This is a genomic window from Actinacidiphila alni, from assembly GCF_900112845.1.
GTDB classification, from domain to species: domain Bacteria; phylum Actinomycetota; class Actinomycetes; order Streptomycetales; family Streptomycetaceae; genus Actinacidiphila; species Actinacidiphila alni.
Genome location: NZ_FONG01000004.1, coordinates 25,685 through 42,056 on the forward strand (window position 1 = coordinate 25,685; position 16,372 = coordinate 42,056).

Genomic DNA, 16,372 nt, shown 5'->3' on the forward strand with positions numbered 1-16,372 from the left:
AATCTGGAGGTCCGGTGTGTCCGCCGAACCCGACGGTATAGCCCCGCCGCCCCCCGGGACAGGACCGAGCCGCTCGCGCCGACCGCCGATGTGGCAGGTGGCGGCGGCCGGGCTCGCCGTCGCCGGCGCCGTCACCGCGGCCGTGCTGCTGTCCGGCTCCGGCGGCGGCACCGTCGAGCACAGCGCTCCGGCGACCGCCGCCGACGGCCTGCGGCACACCGCGGTGGACGCCTCCACCGGCAGCTGCGGCCGCGGCTGGATCAGGCCGAAGACCGGCACCCAGGTCTTCGACCTGCGCAACACCGGCGCGAACGCCACCGAGGTCTATCTGACCGACCCGCACAGCGGCAAGGTCTACGGCGAGGTCGAGGGCCTGGCGCCGGGCATCACCCGGCCGATGGTAGTGGACCTGGGCAGCGGTTCGTACGCCTTCAAGTGCCTCCAGGAGGACACCGACGCGGTGACCGGGCCGACCGTCGTCGTCCCCGGCACCGTCCCGCGGGGCCCGGCCGCGGTGCCCGTCACGCAGCACGACCTGATCCCGCCGACGCTGGCCTACCAGAAGTGGGTCGGCGACCGCATCGGCGATCTCGGGCGCGGCGTCAAGGCGCTCGAGGCCGACATCGACGGCGGCGATCTGGCCGCCGCCCGCCGCGACTGGCTGAGCGCACACCTGGTCTACGAACGGATGGGCGCCGCCTACGGCACCTTCGGGGACGCCGACGGCGCGATCAACGGCACGGCGGCGCGCACGCCCGGCGCGGTCCAGGACCCGGACTTCACCGGCTTCCACCGGATCGAGTACGGCCTGTGGCACGGCGCCTCAGCCGCCTCGCTGCGGACGCCGGCCGCCAAGCTGGTCGGCGATGTGAAGGCGCTGGACGACGACTGGTCGCAGGAGCGGATGGACCCGGCCGACATGGGGCTGCGGGCGCACGAGATCGTGGAGAACGCCGAGCAGTTCGAGCTGACCGGCCGCACCGACTACGGCAGCGGGACGAATCTGGCGACCGCGCGCGCCAATCTCGACGGCACCAAGGAGCTGCTGGACCGGCTGAACAGCCTGCTCGTACCGCGTGATCCGGGTGCCGCGAAGCTCACCGCGACCCTGAAGCGCGCCGAGGCCGACCTCGACGCGGCGCACCACGGCGACACGTGGACGCCGCTCGACAGGCTCGCCCACGACCAGCGCCAGCGGATCAACGCCGACTTCGGCGATCTGCTCGAACAACTCGCCCCGGTGGCGGCGATCTTCGATGTACGGAGGACGGCATGACGGACACCCACGAGCCGGTGACGGGCGCGGGCGACCTGCGGCGGCGCGGCTTCCTGCGCGGCGCGGCGATCGGCGTGGGGGCGGTCGGCGCGGTCGCCGGCGGGGCCGCGGCGCTGACCGGTACGGCGGCCTCCGCCGCGACGCCCGCCCCGACGAGGAGCACGCGGTCCGCCTTCCACGGCGCGCACCAGGCGGGCATCACCGATCCGGTGCAGCAGTCCACCGCCTTCGTCTCCTTCGACGTGACCGCCGCCGACAAGCGCGAGCTGACCGAGCTGCTGCACGCCGTCACCGACCGGGCGCGCTTCCTCGCCACCGGCGGTACGCCCGCGGCGCTCGGCATCACCGACTCGCCCTCGGACAGCGGCACGCTGGGCCCGCGGGTGCCCGGCGACGGCCTGACCGTCACCGTCGGGGTGGGCGCCTCGCTGTTCGACCACCGCTTCGGGCTGGCCGACCGCAAACCGGCCCGGCTCACCGCGATGCCCGCCTTCGATGACGACGACCTCGACCCGGCGTGGTGCCACGGCGATCTGAGCCTGCAACTGAGCGCGCCGCACGCGGACACGGTGCTGCACGCGCTGCGCGACATCGCCCGGCACACCCGGGGCGGGATGCAGGTGCGCTGGCGGATGGACGGATTCACCAGCCCGCCGCGGCCGAGCGGCACCCCGCGCAATCACCTCGGCTTCAAGGACGGCACCGCCAATCCCGATGTCGCCGATCCGGCCACCGTGAACCGACTGCTGTGGGTCGGCGGCGGTACCAACGGCGAGCCCGCCTGGACGACCGGCGGCAGCTACCAGGTGGTGCGCACCATCCGGATGCTGGTGGAGTTCTGGGACCGGGTCTCGATCACCGAGCAGGAGCGGATGTTCGGCCGCAGCCGGGACACCGGCGCGCCGCTGGACGGCACCAAGGAGTTCGACACGCCGAGGTTCGCACAGGACCCGGCGGGCGATGTGATCCCGCTGGACAGCCACATCAGGATGGCCAATCCACGGACCGCGCAGACCGACAACTCCCGCATCCTGCGCCGTGGTTACAACTACGACCGGGGCATGGACAGCGACGGCAACCTCGACATGGGGCTGATCTTCGTCTGCTACCAGCAGGACATCGAGCGGCAGTTCGCCGCGGTGCAGAAGCGGCTCGCGGGTGAACCCCTGGTGGACTACATCACGCCGTTCGGTGGCGGCTATTTCTTCGCCCTTCCGGGGGTGCGCGACCGGTCCGACTGGTTCGGCCGCGCGTTGCTGGCCTGAAACCGACGGTCACGTAGTAAAAGCGGGGTCAAGACTTCCTAAGAATTTACTGACCCGCTGTTCACCGCCCCGCCACCGTCGTGCCTTTGTCATGTCGCGGTCCCCCGTGACGATCGCGTTCGACACCGTGCGCGAACAGACGGCGACACGCGTAGAACGCCACTTAGCGGAGGCTGGGAGAGCATGAGCACCACGAGCGGTTCTGGCAGGGGTAGAAGGGCGGTGCCGCGCGTGCGGGCCGCCCGGTGGGGGGCGTTCGCCGGAGCCGCGGCGCTCGTACTGATGGGCGGCACCGCGGCGCCGGCCATGGCCGATTCCCCGGCCCACAACGGCGGTGGCAGCACCTCCACGCCGATCAAGCACCTGGTGGTCATCTTCCAGGAGAACGTCTCCTTCGACCACTACTTCGGCAGCTACCCGGTGGCCGCCAACACCGACGGCACGACGTTCAAGGCGGCGAAGAACACGCCGAAGAACATCGACACCCTCGCCCACGCGGGCCTGCTCAAGAAGAACCCGAACCAGTACGCGCCCAAGCGGCTCTCGCCGGACCAGGCCGTCACCTGCGACCAGAACCACAACTACGGCCCCGAGCAGTACGCGGCCAACGGCGGCAAGGCCGACCAGTACGTCCAGAACACCGAGACCAGCAAGTGCTCGGGCGGCCTGTTCGGCGAGCCCGGTCTGGTGATGGACTACTACGACGGCAACACCGTCACGGGTCTGTGGAACTACGCGCAGCACTACTCGCTGGGCGACAACTCCTACAGCTCCACCTACGGGCCGTCCACGCCGGGTGCGCTCAACCTGATCTCCGGCCAGACGCACGGCGTGATCTCGGTCGACCCCAAGACCGGCACCGAGCACCCGAAGCAGACGGCGACGCCCGACGCGTACACGGTGGTCTCGCCCGATGCCAAGGGCGTCGGCACGGTCATCAACGACCCCGACCCGGCGTTCGACGACTGCTCGGACAACAGCCACACCAGCACCAACGCGCTGGCGGTCATGCAGGGCAAGAACGTCGGCGACCTGCTCAACACCAAGAAGGTCAGCTGGGGCTGGTTCCAGGGCGGCTTCCGGCCCTCCACCGCGTGGGACGGCAAGAGCGGTGACTACGCGAGCTGCGCCGGCAGCACGCACGCCAACGTCGCCGGTGCGGCGTCGGTCGACTACAGCCCGCACCACTCGCCGTTCCAGTACTACAAGTCCACGTCGAACCCGCACCACCTCGCGCCGAAGAACACGGCCGAGATCGGGCACAACGGGCGGGCGAACCACAACTACGACCTGACGGACTTCGACTCGGCGCTCAAGGCGGGCAGCCTGCCGGCCGTGAGCTTCCTCAAGGCCGCCGAGTACCAGGACGGCCACGCCGCGTACTCCGACCCGACCGACGAGCAGAACTTCCTCGTCAAGGAGATCAACGCGATCCAGTCCTCGTCCTCCTGGAAGGACACCGCGGTCGTCGTGGCGTACGACGACTCCGACGGCTGGTACGACCACGCGTACAGCAAGCCGCAGAACGGCTCGAAGGACACCACGGTCGGCTCCAACGGCAAGGCCACCGACAGCCCGGCCTGCCAGGCGGGTCCGAGGTCCGCGGGCGACTATGCCGACCGCTGCGGCCCGGGCACCCGGCAGCCGCTGCTGGTCATCTCCCCGTACAGCAAGGTGAACTCGATCGACCACACCCGCACCGAGCAGGCGTCGATCACCAGGTTCATCGAGGACAACTGGCACGTCGGCCGGGTCGGTGACGCGTCCTTCGACGCCCGCGCCAACTCGCTCGACGGCGCCTTCGACTTCAGGCACCCGAACAACAAGCAGGTGCTGCTCAACACCGACGGTTCGGTGAAGTCGGTCAAGGACATCGGCACCCACGGCGGCGGCCACGGCACCACCGGTGGCCAGAACGGCGGCAGCCAGAACGGCGGCGGTCAGAACGGCGGCCAGAACTCCGGCGGTTCGTCCGGCGGCCACCACAACGACTCCTCCACCCAGCTCGCCGAGACCGGCGGCACCTCGCCGGCCCTGCCGCTGGGCATCACCGCCGGCGTGCTGCTCGTCGGTGGCGGGGCGCTCTACTACGCCCGTCGGCACCGCAGCCGCACGGCGGCCTGACACCCGCTGGTCCCAGGGCCGTTCCCGGCGCGCGAGGCGCGCCGGGAACGGCCCTTTCGGCGTTCCGCCGCCCATACCACCGCAGTCCACTGCGACTTCAGGCCGTGAAGGTATACGGAAGCGTTTCCGGCTTGTACGGGCGCGCGGACGAGGTGCGGCGGCATGCGAACCGACGCGCCACGCGGAACGGGTCCCGCATACCCGCTGGTCACCGGGGTGCGTTCAACTTCTGTCATCAACTACGCCGCTTTTGCCCGGGATTCGGGAGCTTCTTCGTTTCGGGTCACGCACTCTGTGCACAACTCTTGACATGGATGAAACACAGGGAGAAACATCACGGTGTGCATCCAGGGAGAGCGCTCTCACCTCAACAGGTGTGCGCTCGAACGGACTTCACCCTGCCCAGCAGCACCCTGCCGGCCGTCCGTCGTACGTCGATCAGCCGGCCGGCCGATCACCGACCCCTGCCCCCCCCCACGTGTGGATTCAGGAGAGTTGCTCATGCTCGCTCCCCCCACCGGCCCGACGGCGCTGAGACCTTCAGCGCCGGTGAGCCGGCGTCACGCCGCCGCCGCGGTCATCACGGCCCTGATCGCCTCATTGCTTCTGTTCGTGCCCTCGCACTCCGCCCGCGCGGCGGACACTCTGCTCTCGCAGGGCAAGACCGCGACGGCCTCGTCGACCGAGAACGGGGGCACGCCCGCCTCGGCCGCGGTCGACGGCAACACCGGCACCCGCTGGTCAAGCGCCGCCGCCGACCCGCAGTGGCTCCAGGTCGACCTCGGCGCGACGGCCACCATCAGCTCCGTCACCCTCAACTGGGAGACGGCGTACGCCAAGTCCTTCAAGATCCAGACCTCCGCCAACGGCACCACCTGGACCGACGCCTACTCGACCACCACGGGTACCGGTGGCAATCAGACGCTCGCCGTAAACGCTTCCGGGCGCTATGTCCGGATGTACGGCACCGTCCGCGCCACGCAGTACGGCTACTCGCTGTGGGAGTTCCAGGTCTACGGCAGCACCGGCGGCACCACTCCGCCGGCCGCGGGCACCCTGCTGTCGCAGGGCAAGACCGCCACCGCCTCCTCGACCGAGAACGGGGGCACGCCCGCCTCGGCCGCGGTCGACGGCAACACCGGCACCCGCTGGTCGAGCGCGGCCTCGGACCCGCAGTGGCTCCAGGTCGACCTCGGCAGCACCGCGACCATCAGCTCCGTCGTCCTCAACTGGGAGGCGGCATACGGCAAGGCGTTCAAGATCCAGACGTCCGCCAACGGCACGTCCTGGACCGACATCTACTCGACCACCACGGGCACGGGCGGCAACCAGACGCTCAACGTGTCCGGCACCGGCCGCTACGTTCGGGTGTACGGCACCGCGCGCGGCACCGGCTACGGCTACTCGCTGTGGGAGTTCCAGGTGTTCGGCACCGCCGGTGACGGCGGCGACCCGGGCAACCCGGGCGGCCCGATCCAGGGCGGCGGCGACCTCGGCCCGAACGTCAAGGTCTTCGACCCCTCCACGCCCAACATCCAGGGCCAGCTGGACCAGATCTTCGCCCAGCAGGAGTCCAACCAGTTCGGTGACGCCCGCTACCAGGTGTTCTTCAAACCCGGTACGTACAACGGCCTCAACGACCAGGTCGGCTTCTACACCTCGGTCTCGGGCCTGGGCAAGAACCCGGACGACGTCCAGATCAACGGTGACATCACCGTGGACGCCGGCTGGTTCAACGGCAACGCCACCCAGAACTTCTGGCGCTCGGTGGAGAACCTGGCCATCAAGCCGGTGTCGGGCGACGACCGCTGGGCCGTCGCGCAGGCCGCGCCCTTCCGCCGCATCCACGTGCAGGGCGGCCTGAACCTGGCGCCCAACGGCTACGGCTGGGCGTCCGGCGGCTACATCGCCGACAGCAAGATCGACGGCACGGTCGGCCCGTACTCGCAGCAGCAGTGGTACACCCGCGACAGCTCGATCGGCGGCTGGACCAACGGCGTGTGGAACATGGTGTTCTCGGGTGTCCAGGGCGCTCCGGCGCAGGGCTTCCCGAACCCGGTCTACACGACGCTGGCCACCACGCCGGAGTCGCGGGAGAAGCCGTACATGTACCTGGACGGCAACAGCTACTCGGTGTTCGTGCCGAGCCTGCGGCAGAACGCGAGCGGGGTCTCCTGGCCGAACACGCCGGGCACCTCGATCCCGCTGACCCAGTTCTACGTGGCGCACCCCGGTGACTCCGCGGCGACCATCAACGCGGCGCTCGCCCAGGGCCTGAACCTGGTGTTCACCCCGGGCATCTACCACGTGGACCAGCCGATCAACGTCACGCGCGCCAACACCGTGGTCCTGGGCCTGGGTTACGCCACCCTCGTCCCGGACAACGGCGTGGACGCGATGAAGGTCGCGGACGTGGACGGCGTTCGCCTGGCCGGCTTCCTGATCGACGCCGGCGCCGGCAACTCGCCGCAGCTCCTCCAGGTCGGCACGCCCGGCTCGTCCGCGAGCCACTCGGCCAACCCGACCACGATCCAGGACGTGTTCGCCCGGGTCGGCGGCGCCCGCGCCGCGCAGGCCCAGACCGCGTTCGAGATCAACAGCAATGACGTGATCATCGACCACACCTGGATCTGGCGGGCCGACCACGGCAGCGCGCCGACGGGCTGGAACGTCAACCCGGCGGACATCGGCCTGAAGGTCAACGGCAACAACGTGCTGGCGACCGGCCTGTTCGTGGAGCACTTCAAGAAGTACGACGTGGAGTGGTCCGGCCAGAACGGCAGGACGATCTTCTTCCAGAACGAGAAGGCGTACGACGCGCCGAACCAGGCGGCCGTGCAGAACGGCAGCATCCGCGGCTTCGCGGCCTACAAGGTGGACGACAACGTCACCACCCACGAGGGCTGGGGGCTCGGCAGCTACTGCAACTACACGGCCGATCCGTCGATCATCCAGGACCACGGATTCGAGGCACCGACCACGGCGGGCGTGAAGTTCCACGACCTGTTGGTCGTCTCGCTCGGCGGCATGGGCCAATACGCCCACGTCATCAACAACACCGGTCCTGGCACCTCGGGCACCTCGACCGTCCCGTCGACGGTGACGTCGTACCCGTAGTCCGTCCGCGGGTCCCTCCGACCCCGTAGGCGCGTCGCCCCACAGGCGCGCTCTCGGGCAGCAATGAGAACACCGGGGCCGTCGCCTCCCCCAGGGCGACGGCCCCTCCGTCGTGTTCGTCACCCGGCGCCCGCGTGCGACGGATGGCAGCGGCCCGTGACGGCCCGTCAGGAACCGTCGGCCGGAAGGGCGTACAGACCCGGGAGATTCACCACGATCGCCTCCTGCGTGCTGCGGGCGATGACGACGACGGCCTCCTCGGAGTCGTCCGGATTCTCCTCGCGGTGCGGCACGTACGGCGGTACGAAGATGTAGTCGCCGGGCGCGGCGCGCAGCCGCACCTCCTCGGGCTCGCCGCCGGAGTCGTCCACGAAGACGAACTCCGGCCGTCCGCTGACGACATAGATCGCCGTCTCCGACTCGCCGTGGTGGTGGTCGGAGGAGGACGTCGCCGGCGCGACATGGGTCTGGCCCATCCACATCCGCTCCGAGCCCACCGTCCTGCCGCTGATCGCCGCGAAGCGCCGCATGCCGCCGGTCTGGGCGGTGTCGCCGTCCAGGGCGTCGGCCCTGATGTGGTGCAGCCGGGTGTGCAGCGGGGCGTGCGCGGTATCGGGGCCGGCCGGGAGATGCGGATGGAAACCCTCACCGGCGACGGTCGGCTGCTCGCTCATGACAGACGACGCTAGAGCGCGCCCGGAAAGGATGTCAAGAGGTGTCCAATACCGCCCACCTGCGCAGACGTCGCTTCCCTCGGCGCGGGACTGGGATGTGGGTGGTGCCAGCGCCCGCCCCCGGCGCCATACTGGGCGCATGCATATCTCCGCGAAGGCGGACTACGCCGCACGCGCCCTCGTCGAGCTGGCCTGCGACATCGACCGCCCGCTGACCTGTGAGGCCATCGCCTCCTCGCAGGAGATCCCGTTCAGATTCCTCAAGTCCGTGGTCGGCGAACTGCGGCGGGCGGGCCTGGTGCGCAGCCAGCGCGGCTGCGAGGGCGGCTACTGGCTGACCAGGCCCGCCGCCGAGATCACCCTGCTCGACGTGGTGCGCGCGGTGGACGGCGAGGTGATCACGCTGCGCGGCGAGCCGCTGTCCGGGCTGGCCTATCCGGCGCCGGCGGCGGGCCTGCCCGATGTGTGGCGCACCGTCGAGGAGGGCGCCGCCGCGGTGCTCGCCGGGGTGACGATCGCCGCGCTGCTGCCCGCCGGGGCCGTACGGCCGGCGGCTGAGGGGCCGGAGTCCGGGGACAGGCTGGCGGGCGTGGCATGACCGGAGCCCCGCCCGGCGAGGACCCGGCCCCCGAGAGCACGCCCGCCGAAGCCGTTGCCGAACGCGTGTCCGCCGAGGGGCAGTTGGCCTCCTCCGGACTCCGGGTCACCGAGTACACCGACCCGCTGTGTCCGTGGGCGTGGGGTTCTGAGCCGGTGTTCCGGGCGCTGCGCGCGGCACTCGGCGGGCAGGCGGCCTGGCGGCGGGTCTACGGCATCCTCTTCGACACCGACGACGACCCGGCGCCCGATCCGGCGGCCGAGACGCGTTGGTACGAGGAGTTCGTCCGCGGGATCAGCGCGCACACCGGAGCGCCGCACGCGGCGCGGCTGAGCAGGGTGGCGGCGACGAGCTGGCCCGCCTCGCTGGTCGCCAAGGCCGCGGAACGGCAGGGCGAGCCGGTGGCCGAGCGGGTGCTGCGGCGGCTGCGCGAGACGATGTTCGTCCTGGGCGAGCCCGCCGACACGCTGGAGGGCGCGCTCGCCGCGGCCCGCGGTATGCCGGGCCTGGACGCCGTACGGCTGGCCGCCGACGCCGGGTCGCCGCGGGTGCTCGCGGCCGTACGGGCGGACCACCGCGAGACCCGCGATCCGCTGCCCGAGGTGCTGACCGTCACAGGCCCCGGCCCGCATCCCGGCACGGCCAAGGAGACCGGCGCCGGCGACCTGCGTTACGCGCTGCCCACGCTGGTGCTGTCCGGGCCGCGCGGGCGTCGCGTGGTGCCCGGCAGGCAGTCACTGGAGAGCTGTCTCGCGGCGGCGCTCGCGGTCGCGCCCGGCGTCTCCCCGCGCCCCCAACACCGGTCGGCGGAGGAGCTGTTGGCGTACCACCGCAGCCTCACCGGGCCGGAGTGGGAGGCGCTGGGCCCGGGCCTGCGGGCGCCCGCGTCGGCGGTCGTGGTGGCGACGGGAAACGGCCCGCTGTGGCTGCACCCGGCGGAGGCCGCGGCATACCCGGCCCCCGTATCCGGGCCGCCGTCGCCGCGTTGACCAGCGGCTCCGTCATGGGAGGCCGCCGTTCCACCGAATGAGACACCTTTTGGTGTCCATTGACAGGGGCTCACCCCCGACGTCAGGATGGGCACATGTTGACGACGCACCCCGGTGTGGTGTGCCGCTACGTGGACTTCCTGCGTACCAGCAGCGCTCTCTGTCGCTGACCGTACGCCCGGGGGCCGCGCGCGGCGCCTGACCGCCCCGCGCATCCCGGACCCGGGCCGCGCCCTCCCACGCGCCTGATCGCCGTGGCCGGGCGGTCGTGATCCCCGCCGGTCCCGCCCGAGGTCCCACGCCCCGGCCCGGCGCTTCCCCGATCGCCCGTCCGGCTCCCCTGCCGTAGTCCTGTCCTGCCACCGTCCTGCCCCTGTCCTGCCCGCCCGTCGCAGAGCACAGCGCAGTGCCGCCGCCATGCCCGCCGCCGTACGGCGGTCCGCCGCCGCGCGGACGGCGGCACGGTCCGGCGTGAGCGGCACGCCGTACGCCGCTCCCCCGTCGCGCCGCCCTCACCGTCGAGGGCACCCACACCCCACGCATCGCACCTCGAAAGGTGACGCATCGTCATGAACCGTGCCACCGTGAGCAGTTCACTTCCCTCCTCGCCGAGCAGACGGTCCTTCCTCGGGCTCGGCCTCGGGGCCGGCGCCGCCCTGGCGCTCGCGGCCTGCGGCAGCAGCAAGGGCGCCTCCGGCGGTACGGGCACCGGTTCGTCGGTCCTCAAATGGGGCTGGGCGCTGCCTACTTCGTGGGACCCGGTCTTCTCCTCCGCCGGCTGGGACGTGCACACGCTCTCGCTGGTCTACGCGGGCCTGACCAAGCTCGACCCGCACGGCGCGGCCGTACCGGCGCTGGCCAGCGCGTGGAAGTACAACGCCGACGGCACCCGGGTGACCTTCACCCTCCGTCCGGGCCTGAAGTTCTCCGACGGCGCCGCGCTGGACGCCACCGCCGTCAAGAAGAGCCTCGACCGCGGGCGTACCGACCCCAAGTCGCTGGTCGCACCGCAGCTCACCTCGGTCAAGGCGGTCTCCGCGCCGGACCCGACGACCGTCGTCATCGACCTGACGCACGCCGACTACCAGCTGCCGAACCTGCTGGCGGGCAAGACCGGCATGGTCGTCAATCCGGCCGCCTTCACCACGAACGCCGCGGGCCTGGCGTCCAAGCCGGCCGGTTCGGGGCCGTTCACGCTCACCTCGTACACGCAGAACGCCAAGGCGGTACTGCGGCGCAATCCGACGTATTGGGACGCGGCCGCGATCAAGCTGAGCGGCGTCGAGGTGTATCCGCTGCCCGACGCGTCCACGGTCGTCGCCGCGCTCCAGTCCGGGCAGTACAACGTGGCGCAGATTCCCGGCAGTCAGGTCGAGGCCGCCAAGGCGGCCGGCCTCGAGGTGCAGGTCATCCCGTCGATGGTGGTCGCCACCCTCGATGTGAACAGCTCCAAGGCGCCCTTCGACAACCCCAAGGTGGTCGAGGCGCTCAAGTACGCGATCGACCGCGAAGCGCTGCTCAAGACCCAGGCGTTCGGGCACGGCGAGGTCAGCTACCAGCCGTTCCCGAAGGGCTACGCGGGCTACGACCCGAACAGCGCGAATCTCTTCCCGTACGACCCGGACAAGGCCAAGGAGCTGCTCGCGCAGGCCGGGCACGCGGGCGGCCTCGACGTCACCTTGACCACCGCGGTCGCGCAGGGCGAGCCGGAGCAGATCCAGGCCCAGCTGAAGAAGGTCGGGATCAACGCGAAGATCGAGGTCATCCCGCAGGCGCAGTTCACCCAGATCATCTACATCCAGCACGACCGGCAGGTGGCCGTCGACCAGTTCGCCGGACGGGACTCCGCCGTCCAGGCGTTCCAAGTCCTCTTCGGCGAGGAGGGGTTGATGAATCCGGGCCGTACCACCCCGCCCGAGCTGACCGCGGCCGTCGACAAGGTGACCAGGACCCCGCTGGACTCGCCCGACTACCCCACGGTCCTCCAGGCGGCGACGGCCACGGCGGTGCGCAGCACCCCGAACGTCTTCCTGTACACGGTGCCGCGCATCCTGGCCCGTACCAAGAGCGTGTCGGCGCTGCCCGAATTCACCGTGGTGCAGCGGTTCGAAGGGGTGAGCGTCGGATGACCGCGCTCGCCGCGGCGCTGCCCCGGCGACGGTCGGCCCGGGCGCGGCGGTCGCTGCTCGCGCCGCGCCCGATCGGGGCGGCGGTGCTCACCACCGTCACCGTCTTCCTGCTGTCGTCGCTGCTGACCTTCGCGCTGGGCGCGCTGTCCGACGCCAATCCGGGCGCGGCGGTGCTCGGTGAGACCGCCACGCCCGCCGACATCGCCCGGATGAACCACGCCTTCGGCCTGGACCGGCCGCTGGTCGTGCAGTACGTGACCTGGCTCGGGCACGCGCTCACCGGTGATCTGGGGCGTTCCTGGTTCACCACGCTGCCGGTCGCGGACAGTGTCTTCCAGGCGCTGCCGGTGGACCTGTCGATCGCGGGGCTCGCCCTGCTGATCGCCGTGCTGCTCGGCGCCGTGGGCGGGATCGCCGCCGCGTACAGCAACGGCGGACGGCTGGACCGGGCGATCACGGCGGTCTGCTCGGTGCTCGGGACGCTGCCGGCGTTCGTGGTCGCGATCGGTCTGATCGCCGTGGTGTCGGTGAAGCTGGGCTGGCTGCCGTCCGGCGGCTACACCGCCTTCGGCGACGATCCGGTGCAGTGGCTGCGCTTCGCGGCCCTGCCCGCCTTCGCGCTCAGCCTGGACGCCGCCGCGAATGTCGCGCGGCAGCTGCGTGCCTCGCTGGTCGGCGAACTGCGTGCCAACTATGTGACGGGCGCGGCGATGCGCGGGCTGTCCGCGCGGCGGGTGCTGTTCGGGCACGTGCTGCGCAATGCGGCGGGTCCCGCGCTGACCGTCCTCGGGATGAGCGTGCCGATGCTGATCGGCGGCGCGGTCGTCACAGAGCGGATCTTCAATCTGCCCGGCATCGCGCAGCTCTCCCTCCAAGCGGCGCAGCAGCACGACGTGCCGGTCATCCAGGGCACCCTGCTGGTCACGGTGGCCGTGGTGCTGCTGGCCAACATCGCGATCAACGCGGGGCTGCTGGCCCTCAACCCGGCTGCCCGCAGGGGCCGTTCGCAGCGGGCCGGGGCGCAGGACGCGACTCCCGGTCTCGCGGCGGACGCAACCCCCAGTCCGGTCCCGGGCTCGATACCGGGTTCGGTACCGGGAGGTGCGGCATGAGGACGCTGCGCCGTACCGGACGGATGCCCGCGGCCCGGGTCGCGCTCGCCGTGCTCGCCGTCGTCGCGCTGCTGGCGGTGCTCGGCGGGGTGCTCGCCCCGCAGGACCCGCTCGCGCAGGACACCACCCGGGTGCTCCAAGGACCCAGCGGCGCCCACCTGTTGGGCACGGACTACCTCGGCAGGGACGTGCTGAGCCGGCTGCTGGCGGGCACCGGGCGTTCGGTGTTCGGCGCGGTCGAGTCGGTGGGCGCGGCCATGGTGCTGGGCGTCGTCCCCGGGCTCGCGTCGCTGTGGCTCGGCCGGTCCTTCGAGTGGTCCGCGCTGCGGGTGGTGGACGCGCTGATGACGCTGCCCTTCACGCTCTTCGCCATCGCGGCGGTCGGCGTCTTCGGCAACGGCCTGCACCAGGCGATGCTCGCCCTCGGCGTGCTGCTCGCCCCGCTGTTCTTCCGGGTCTCGCGGGCCGCCGCGCTGGGTCTGAAGCAGGCGCAGTACGTGGAGGCCGCCGAGCTGATGGGCGCCTCGCGCGGGCGCATCCTGCGGACCCACATCGCGGCCAAGGTGCTGCCCACCATCGCGGTGACCACGGCGCACGCGCTGGCGACCGCGCTGCTGACGGTGGCGTCGCTGACCTTCCTCGGCGTCGGGGTGCAGCCCCCCGCCCCGACCTGGGGCGGCATGCTCGCCAGCGATCTGGGCTATCTGGCCCAGCAGCCGTGGGCACCGGCGCTGCCCGGCGTCCTGATCATGATCACCGTCGGGGCACTCAATCTGCTCGCGGACGCGGTACGGGACAGCGGCGCCGCGCAGGCCGCGGAGCCGGCCGCCGGAGGGTCCGCGGGCGGTACGTCCACGGGCGCGCCGGACGACGTACCGGCGGCGCGGGACGCGCGGGAGAGGAAGGCCGATGAGCGTGTCGTCACCGTCTGAGGCGGTCGAAGCCGTCGAAGCCGTGCACTCGGGTCCGGGCGGCGAGCCCGTGCTCACCGTCGACGGGCTGCACATCACCGTCGCCGGCGGCCGCGCGGAGGCCGTCCGGGACGTGGCCTTCACCGTGCACGCGGGCGAGGCGGTCGGAGTGGTCGGCGAGTCGGGCAGCGGCAAGACGCTGACCTGCCGCTCGCTGCTCGGTGTGCTGCCGCCCGGCTGCGAGGTGTCGGCGGGCAGCGCCGTGCTGGCCGGTGACGGCGGGGCCGTCACGGAGCTGACCGCGCTCGACCGGCGGCAGTGGGAACGGCTGCGCGGCGCGGAGCTGGGGGCCGTTTTCCAGGACCCGGCGTCGTATCTCAATCCGGCGCTGACCGTCGGCCGCCAGCTGGCGGAACCGCTACGGGTCCGGCTCGGCATGACGCGGGCGCGGGCGCGTGAGCGGGCGGTGGAACTCTTCGCCTCCGTCGGGCTGCGCGAACCCGCGCAGGTCTACCACCGCTATCCGCACGAGCTGTCCGGCGGCATGCTCCAGCGCGTCCTCATCGCGATCGCCGTCGCCTGCGACCCGCGGCTGCTGGTCGCCGACGAGGCGACGACCGCGCTGGACACGGTGGTGCAGGCCGAGGTCCTGGACCTGCTGGCCCGGCTCCGCGACGAGCGCGGCCTCGCGCTGCTGCTGGTCACCCACGACCTGGCGGTGGTCGCCGAGGTCACCGACCGGGTGCTGGTCTTCTACGCGGGCGAGATCGTCGAGGACGGCCCCACCCAGGACGTGGTGCACCGGCCGGCGCACCCGTACACCGCCGCGCTGCTGCGGGTGGCCTCGCTCGGCGACTGGAACCGCCGTGAGCTGGCCGTCATCCCCGGCCGGCCGCCCGAGGCGGGCCAGGCACCGCCCGGCTGCCGCTTCGCCGACCGCTGCGACTTCGCCGAGGACCGCTGCCGTACGGCCCCGATACCCCTCACCCGCACCCCCGGGGGCCGCCGCGTCCGCTGTGTCCGCGCCGCCGAACTCACCCCGATCCTCACCGCCCCTCCCGAGGAGGTGCCCGCATGACCACCACCACCGGCCGGCTCATCGACCCCGCCCCGCCCGCACCCGAGAAGACCGCGCCGCCCACGGACCGGCGGGCGCTGAGCGTCAGCGGTCTGAGCGTCGCCTATCCGCGACGGCACGGCCGCGGCGCCGGCGAATCCGTACTGCGCGGCGTGGACCTGGAGGTGACGCCCGGTCAGATCCTGGGCGTGATCGGGGAGACCGGGTCGGGGAAGACGACGCTGGCACGGGCCGTGGTGGGTCTGGCGCCCGTGGTGGGCGGGCGGATCGAGGTCGCGGGAATCGACGTCGGGGGCCTGCGGAAACGGGAGTTGCGGGACCACCGCAGGTCCGGCGTGGTGCAGTACATGTTCCAGGACCCGCTGCGGTCGCTGGACCCGGACCTGACGGTGGCAGACCTGGTCGGCGAACCGCTGGCCGTCGCGGGCGTGGAGCGGGCCGAGCGGCGCGCGCGGGTGGCCGAGGCGCTGGGGCGGGTCGGCCTGGACGCCGACGCGCTCGGCGGCCGGATCCCCGCCCAGTTGTCCGGCGGTCAGCGCCAGCGTGTGTCGCTGGCGCGCGCGATCGTCACCCGGCCCGCGCTGCTGCTGGCCGACGAGCCGGTCAGCGCCCTGGACGCGTCCAACCGCAATCATGTGCTGCGGCTGCTGGACGAGCTGCGCCGTGACCTCGGCGTGGCCGTCGTCGTGATCTCGCACGACCTCAGTTCACTGGCCGGGATCGCCGACCGGATCGCGGTGCTGTACCGCGGCCGGCTGGTCGAACAGGGCCCGACGGCCGAGGTCCTGGCCCGTCCGCTGCACCCGTACACCGCGCTGCTCACCGCGTCCGCGCCGCGCTTGGACCGCGATCCGGCCGTACGGCGGGACCGGCCGGGGCGTTCCGGCCCGGTGTCCGGCGAGGCCCCCGCGTGGGCTGGTGAGCCCGGCGCCTGCGTGTTCGCCCACCGCTGCCCGCTGGCCGAGGCCGACTGCCGTACGCAGCCGGGTGGTTCACCGCACCCCGGTGAGCGGTCCGCCGCCTGTCACCACCCGGTCACCACCTCCGCCGACCGTCTCGCGCGAGCCCCGCGCGCCACCACCTGACCCCGGGAGAGACC

General features: G+C 72.1%; 12 protein-coding genes. 11 read left to right on the plus strand and 1 reads right to left on the minus strand.

What is annotated here, in order from left to right; translation table 11 throughout:
- Positions 1–16: 16 nt before the first annotated feature.
- From BM076_RS08040 to BM076_RS08055, 4 genes are all read left to right on the plus strand, one after another.
- Positions 17–1,276 (plus strand): EfeM/EfeO family lipoprotein, encoded by a 1,260-nt coding sequence (locus BM076_RS08040; protein WP_407640634.1) that lies wholly within the window; start codon positions 17–19, stop codon positions 1,274–1,276.
- The gene (gene efeB / locus BM076_RS08045) at positions 1,273–2,541 is read left to right on the plus strand and encodes an iron uptake transporter deferrochelatase/peroxidase subunit (protein WP_093712731.1); all 1,269 of its coding nucleotides are present in this window, start codon (positions 1,273–1,275) and stop codon (positions 2,539–2,541) included. Before BM076_RS08040 ends, efeB begins: the two co-directional genes overlap by 4 nt.
- 183 nt (positions 2,542–2,724) lie before the next feature.
- Positions 2,725–4,665 (plus strand): alkaline phosphatase family protein, encoded by a 1,941-nt coding sequence (locus BM076_RS08050; RefSeq protein ID WP_093712732.1) that lies wholly within the window; start codon positions 2,725–2,727, stop codon positions 4,663–4,665.
- A gap of 501 nt (positions 4,666–5,166) precedes the next feature.
- Positions 5,167–7,782, plus strand: a complete 2,616-nt coding sequence (locus tag BM076_RS08055; protein WP_093712733.1) for a discoidin domain-containing protein — start codon at positions 5,167–5,169, stop codon at positions 7,780–7,782.
- Positions 7,783–7,949: 167 nt separating this feature from the next.
- Here the strand turns inward: BM076_RS08055 and BM076_RS08060 are convergent, their stop codons facing one another.
- Entirely contained in the window at positions 7,950–8,456 is a 507-nt protein-coding gene (locus tag BM076_RS08060) for a cupin domain-containing protein (protein WP_093712734.1), read from the minus strand.
- A 139-nt stretch (positions 8,457–8,595) separates the two neighbouring features.
- On the opposite strand from BM076_RS08060, the gene BM076_RS08065 reads away from it, so the two are divergent.
- From BM076_RS08065 to BM076_RS08095, 7 genes are all read left to right on the plus strand, one after another.
- Positions 8,596–9,054: an RrF2 family transcriptional regulator gene (locus tag BM076_RS08065; RefSeq protein ID WP_093712735.1), complete on the plus strand. Its 459-nt coding sequence runs from the start codon at positions 8,596–8,598 to the stop codon at positions 9,052–9,054.
- Entirely contained in the window at positions 9,051–10,043 is a 993-nt protein-coding gene (locus tag BM076_RS08070) for a DsbA family oxidoreductase (protein ID WP_093712736.1), read from the plus strand. Before BM076_RS08065 ends, BM076_RS08070 begins: the two co-directional genes overlap by 4 nt.
- A gap of 569 nt (positions 10,044–10,612) precedes the next feature.
- Positions 10,613–12,172, plus strand: coding sequence for an ABC transporter substrate-binding protein (locus BM076_RS08075; RefSeq protein WP_093712737.1), 1,560 nt, complete (start codon positions 10,613–10,615; stop codon positions 12,170–12,172).
- The gene (locus BM076_RS08080; protein WP_093712738.1) at positions 12,169–13,284 is read left to right on the plus strand and encodes an ABC transporter permease; all 1,116 of its coding nucleotides are present in this window, start codon (positions 12,169–12,171) and stop codon (positions 13,282–13,284) included. The genes BM076_RS08075 and BM076_RS08080 overlap by 4 nt, the downstream gene beginning before the upstream one ends.
- Positions 13,281–14,216, plus strand: a complete 936-nt coding sequence (locus BM076_RS08085; RefSeq protein ID WP_093712739.1) for an ABC transporter permease — start codon at positions 13,281–13,283, stop codon at positions 14,214–14,216. Before BM076_RS08080 ends, BM076_RS08085 begins: the two co-directional genes overlap by 4 nt.
- Positions 14,200–15,273 carry an ABC transporter ATP-binding protein gene (locus tag BM076_RS08090; RefSeq protein ID WP_245795854.1) on the plus strand — a complete coding sequence of 358 codons (1,074 nt, stop codon included), beginning with the start codon at positions 14,200–14,202 and terminating at the stop codon, positions 15,271–15,273. The genes BM076_RS08085 and BM076_RS08090 overlap by 17 nt, the downstream gene beginning before the upstream one ends.
- Positions 15,270–16,358, plus strand: a complete 1,089-nt coding sequence (locus BM076_RS08095; RefSeq protein WP_093712741.1) for an ABC transporter ATP-binding protein — start codon at positions 15,270–15,272, stop codon at positions 16,356–16,358. Before BM076_RS08090 ends, BM076_RS08095 begins: the two co-directional genes overlap by 4 nt.
- Positions 16,359–16,372 lie beyond the last annotated feature (14 nt).

What these genes read in the sequence shown, in the direction of transcription:
- efeB (WP_093712731.1), top strand. Translation starts at nt 1,273, where the DNA reads ATGACGGACACCCACGAGCCGGTGACGGGCGCGGGCGACCTGCGGCGG.
- BM076_RS08050 (WP_093712732.1), top strand. Translation starts at nt 2,725, where the DNA reads ATGAGCACCACGAGCGGTTCTGGCAGGGGTAGAAGGGCGGTGCCGCGC.
- BM076_RS08055 (WP_093712733.1), top strand. Translation starts at nt 5,167, where the DNA reads ATGCTCGCTCCCCCCACCGGCCCGACGGCGCTGAGACCTTCAGCGCCG.
- BM076_RS08060 (WP_093712734.1), bottom strand. Translation starts at nt 8,456, where the DNA reads ATGAGCGAGCAGCCGACCGTCGCCGGTGAGGGTTTCCATCCGCATCTC.
- BM076_RS08065 (WP_093712735.1), top strand. Translation starts at nt 8,596, where the DNA reads ATGCATATCTCCGCGAAGGCGGACTACGCCGCACGCGCCCTCGTCGAG.
- BM076_RS08070 (WP_093712736.1), top strand. Translation starts at nt 9,051, where the DNA reads ATGACCGGAGCCCCGCCCGGCGAGGACCCGGCCCCCGAGAGCACGCCC.
- BM076_RS08075 (WP_093712737.1), top strand. Translation starts at nt 10,613, where the DNA reads ATGAACCGTGCCACCGTGAGCAGTTCACTTCCCTCCTCGCCGAGCAGA.
- BM076_RS08080 (WP_093712738.1), top strand. Translation starts at nt 12,169, where the DNA reads ATGACCGCGCTCGCCGCGGCGCTGCCCCGGCGACGGTCGGCCCGGGCG.
- BM076_RS08085 (WP_093712739.1), top strand. Translation starts at nt 13,281, where the DNA reads ATGAGGACGCTGCGCCGTACCGGACGGATGCCCGCGGCCCGGGTCGCG.
- BM076_RS08095 (WP_093712741.1), top strand. Translation starts at nt 15,270, where the DNA reads ATGACCACCACCACCGGCCGGCTCATCGACCCCGCCCCGCCCGCACCC.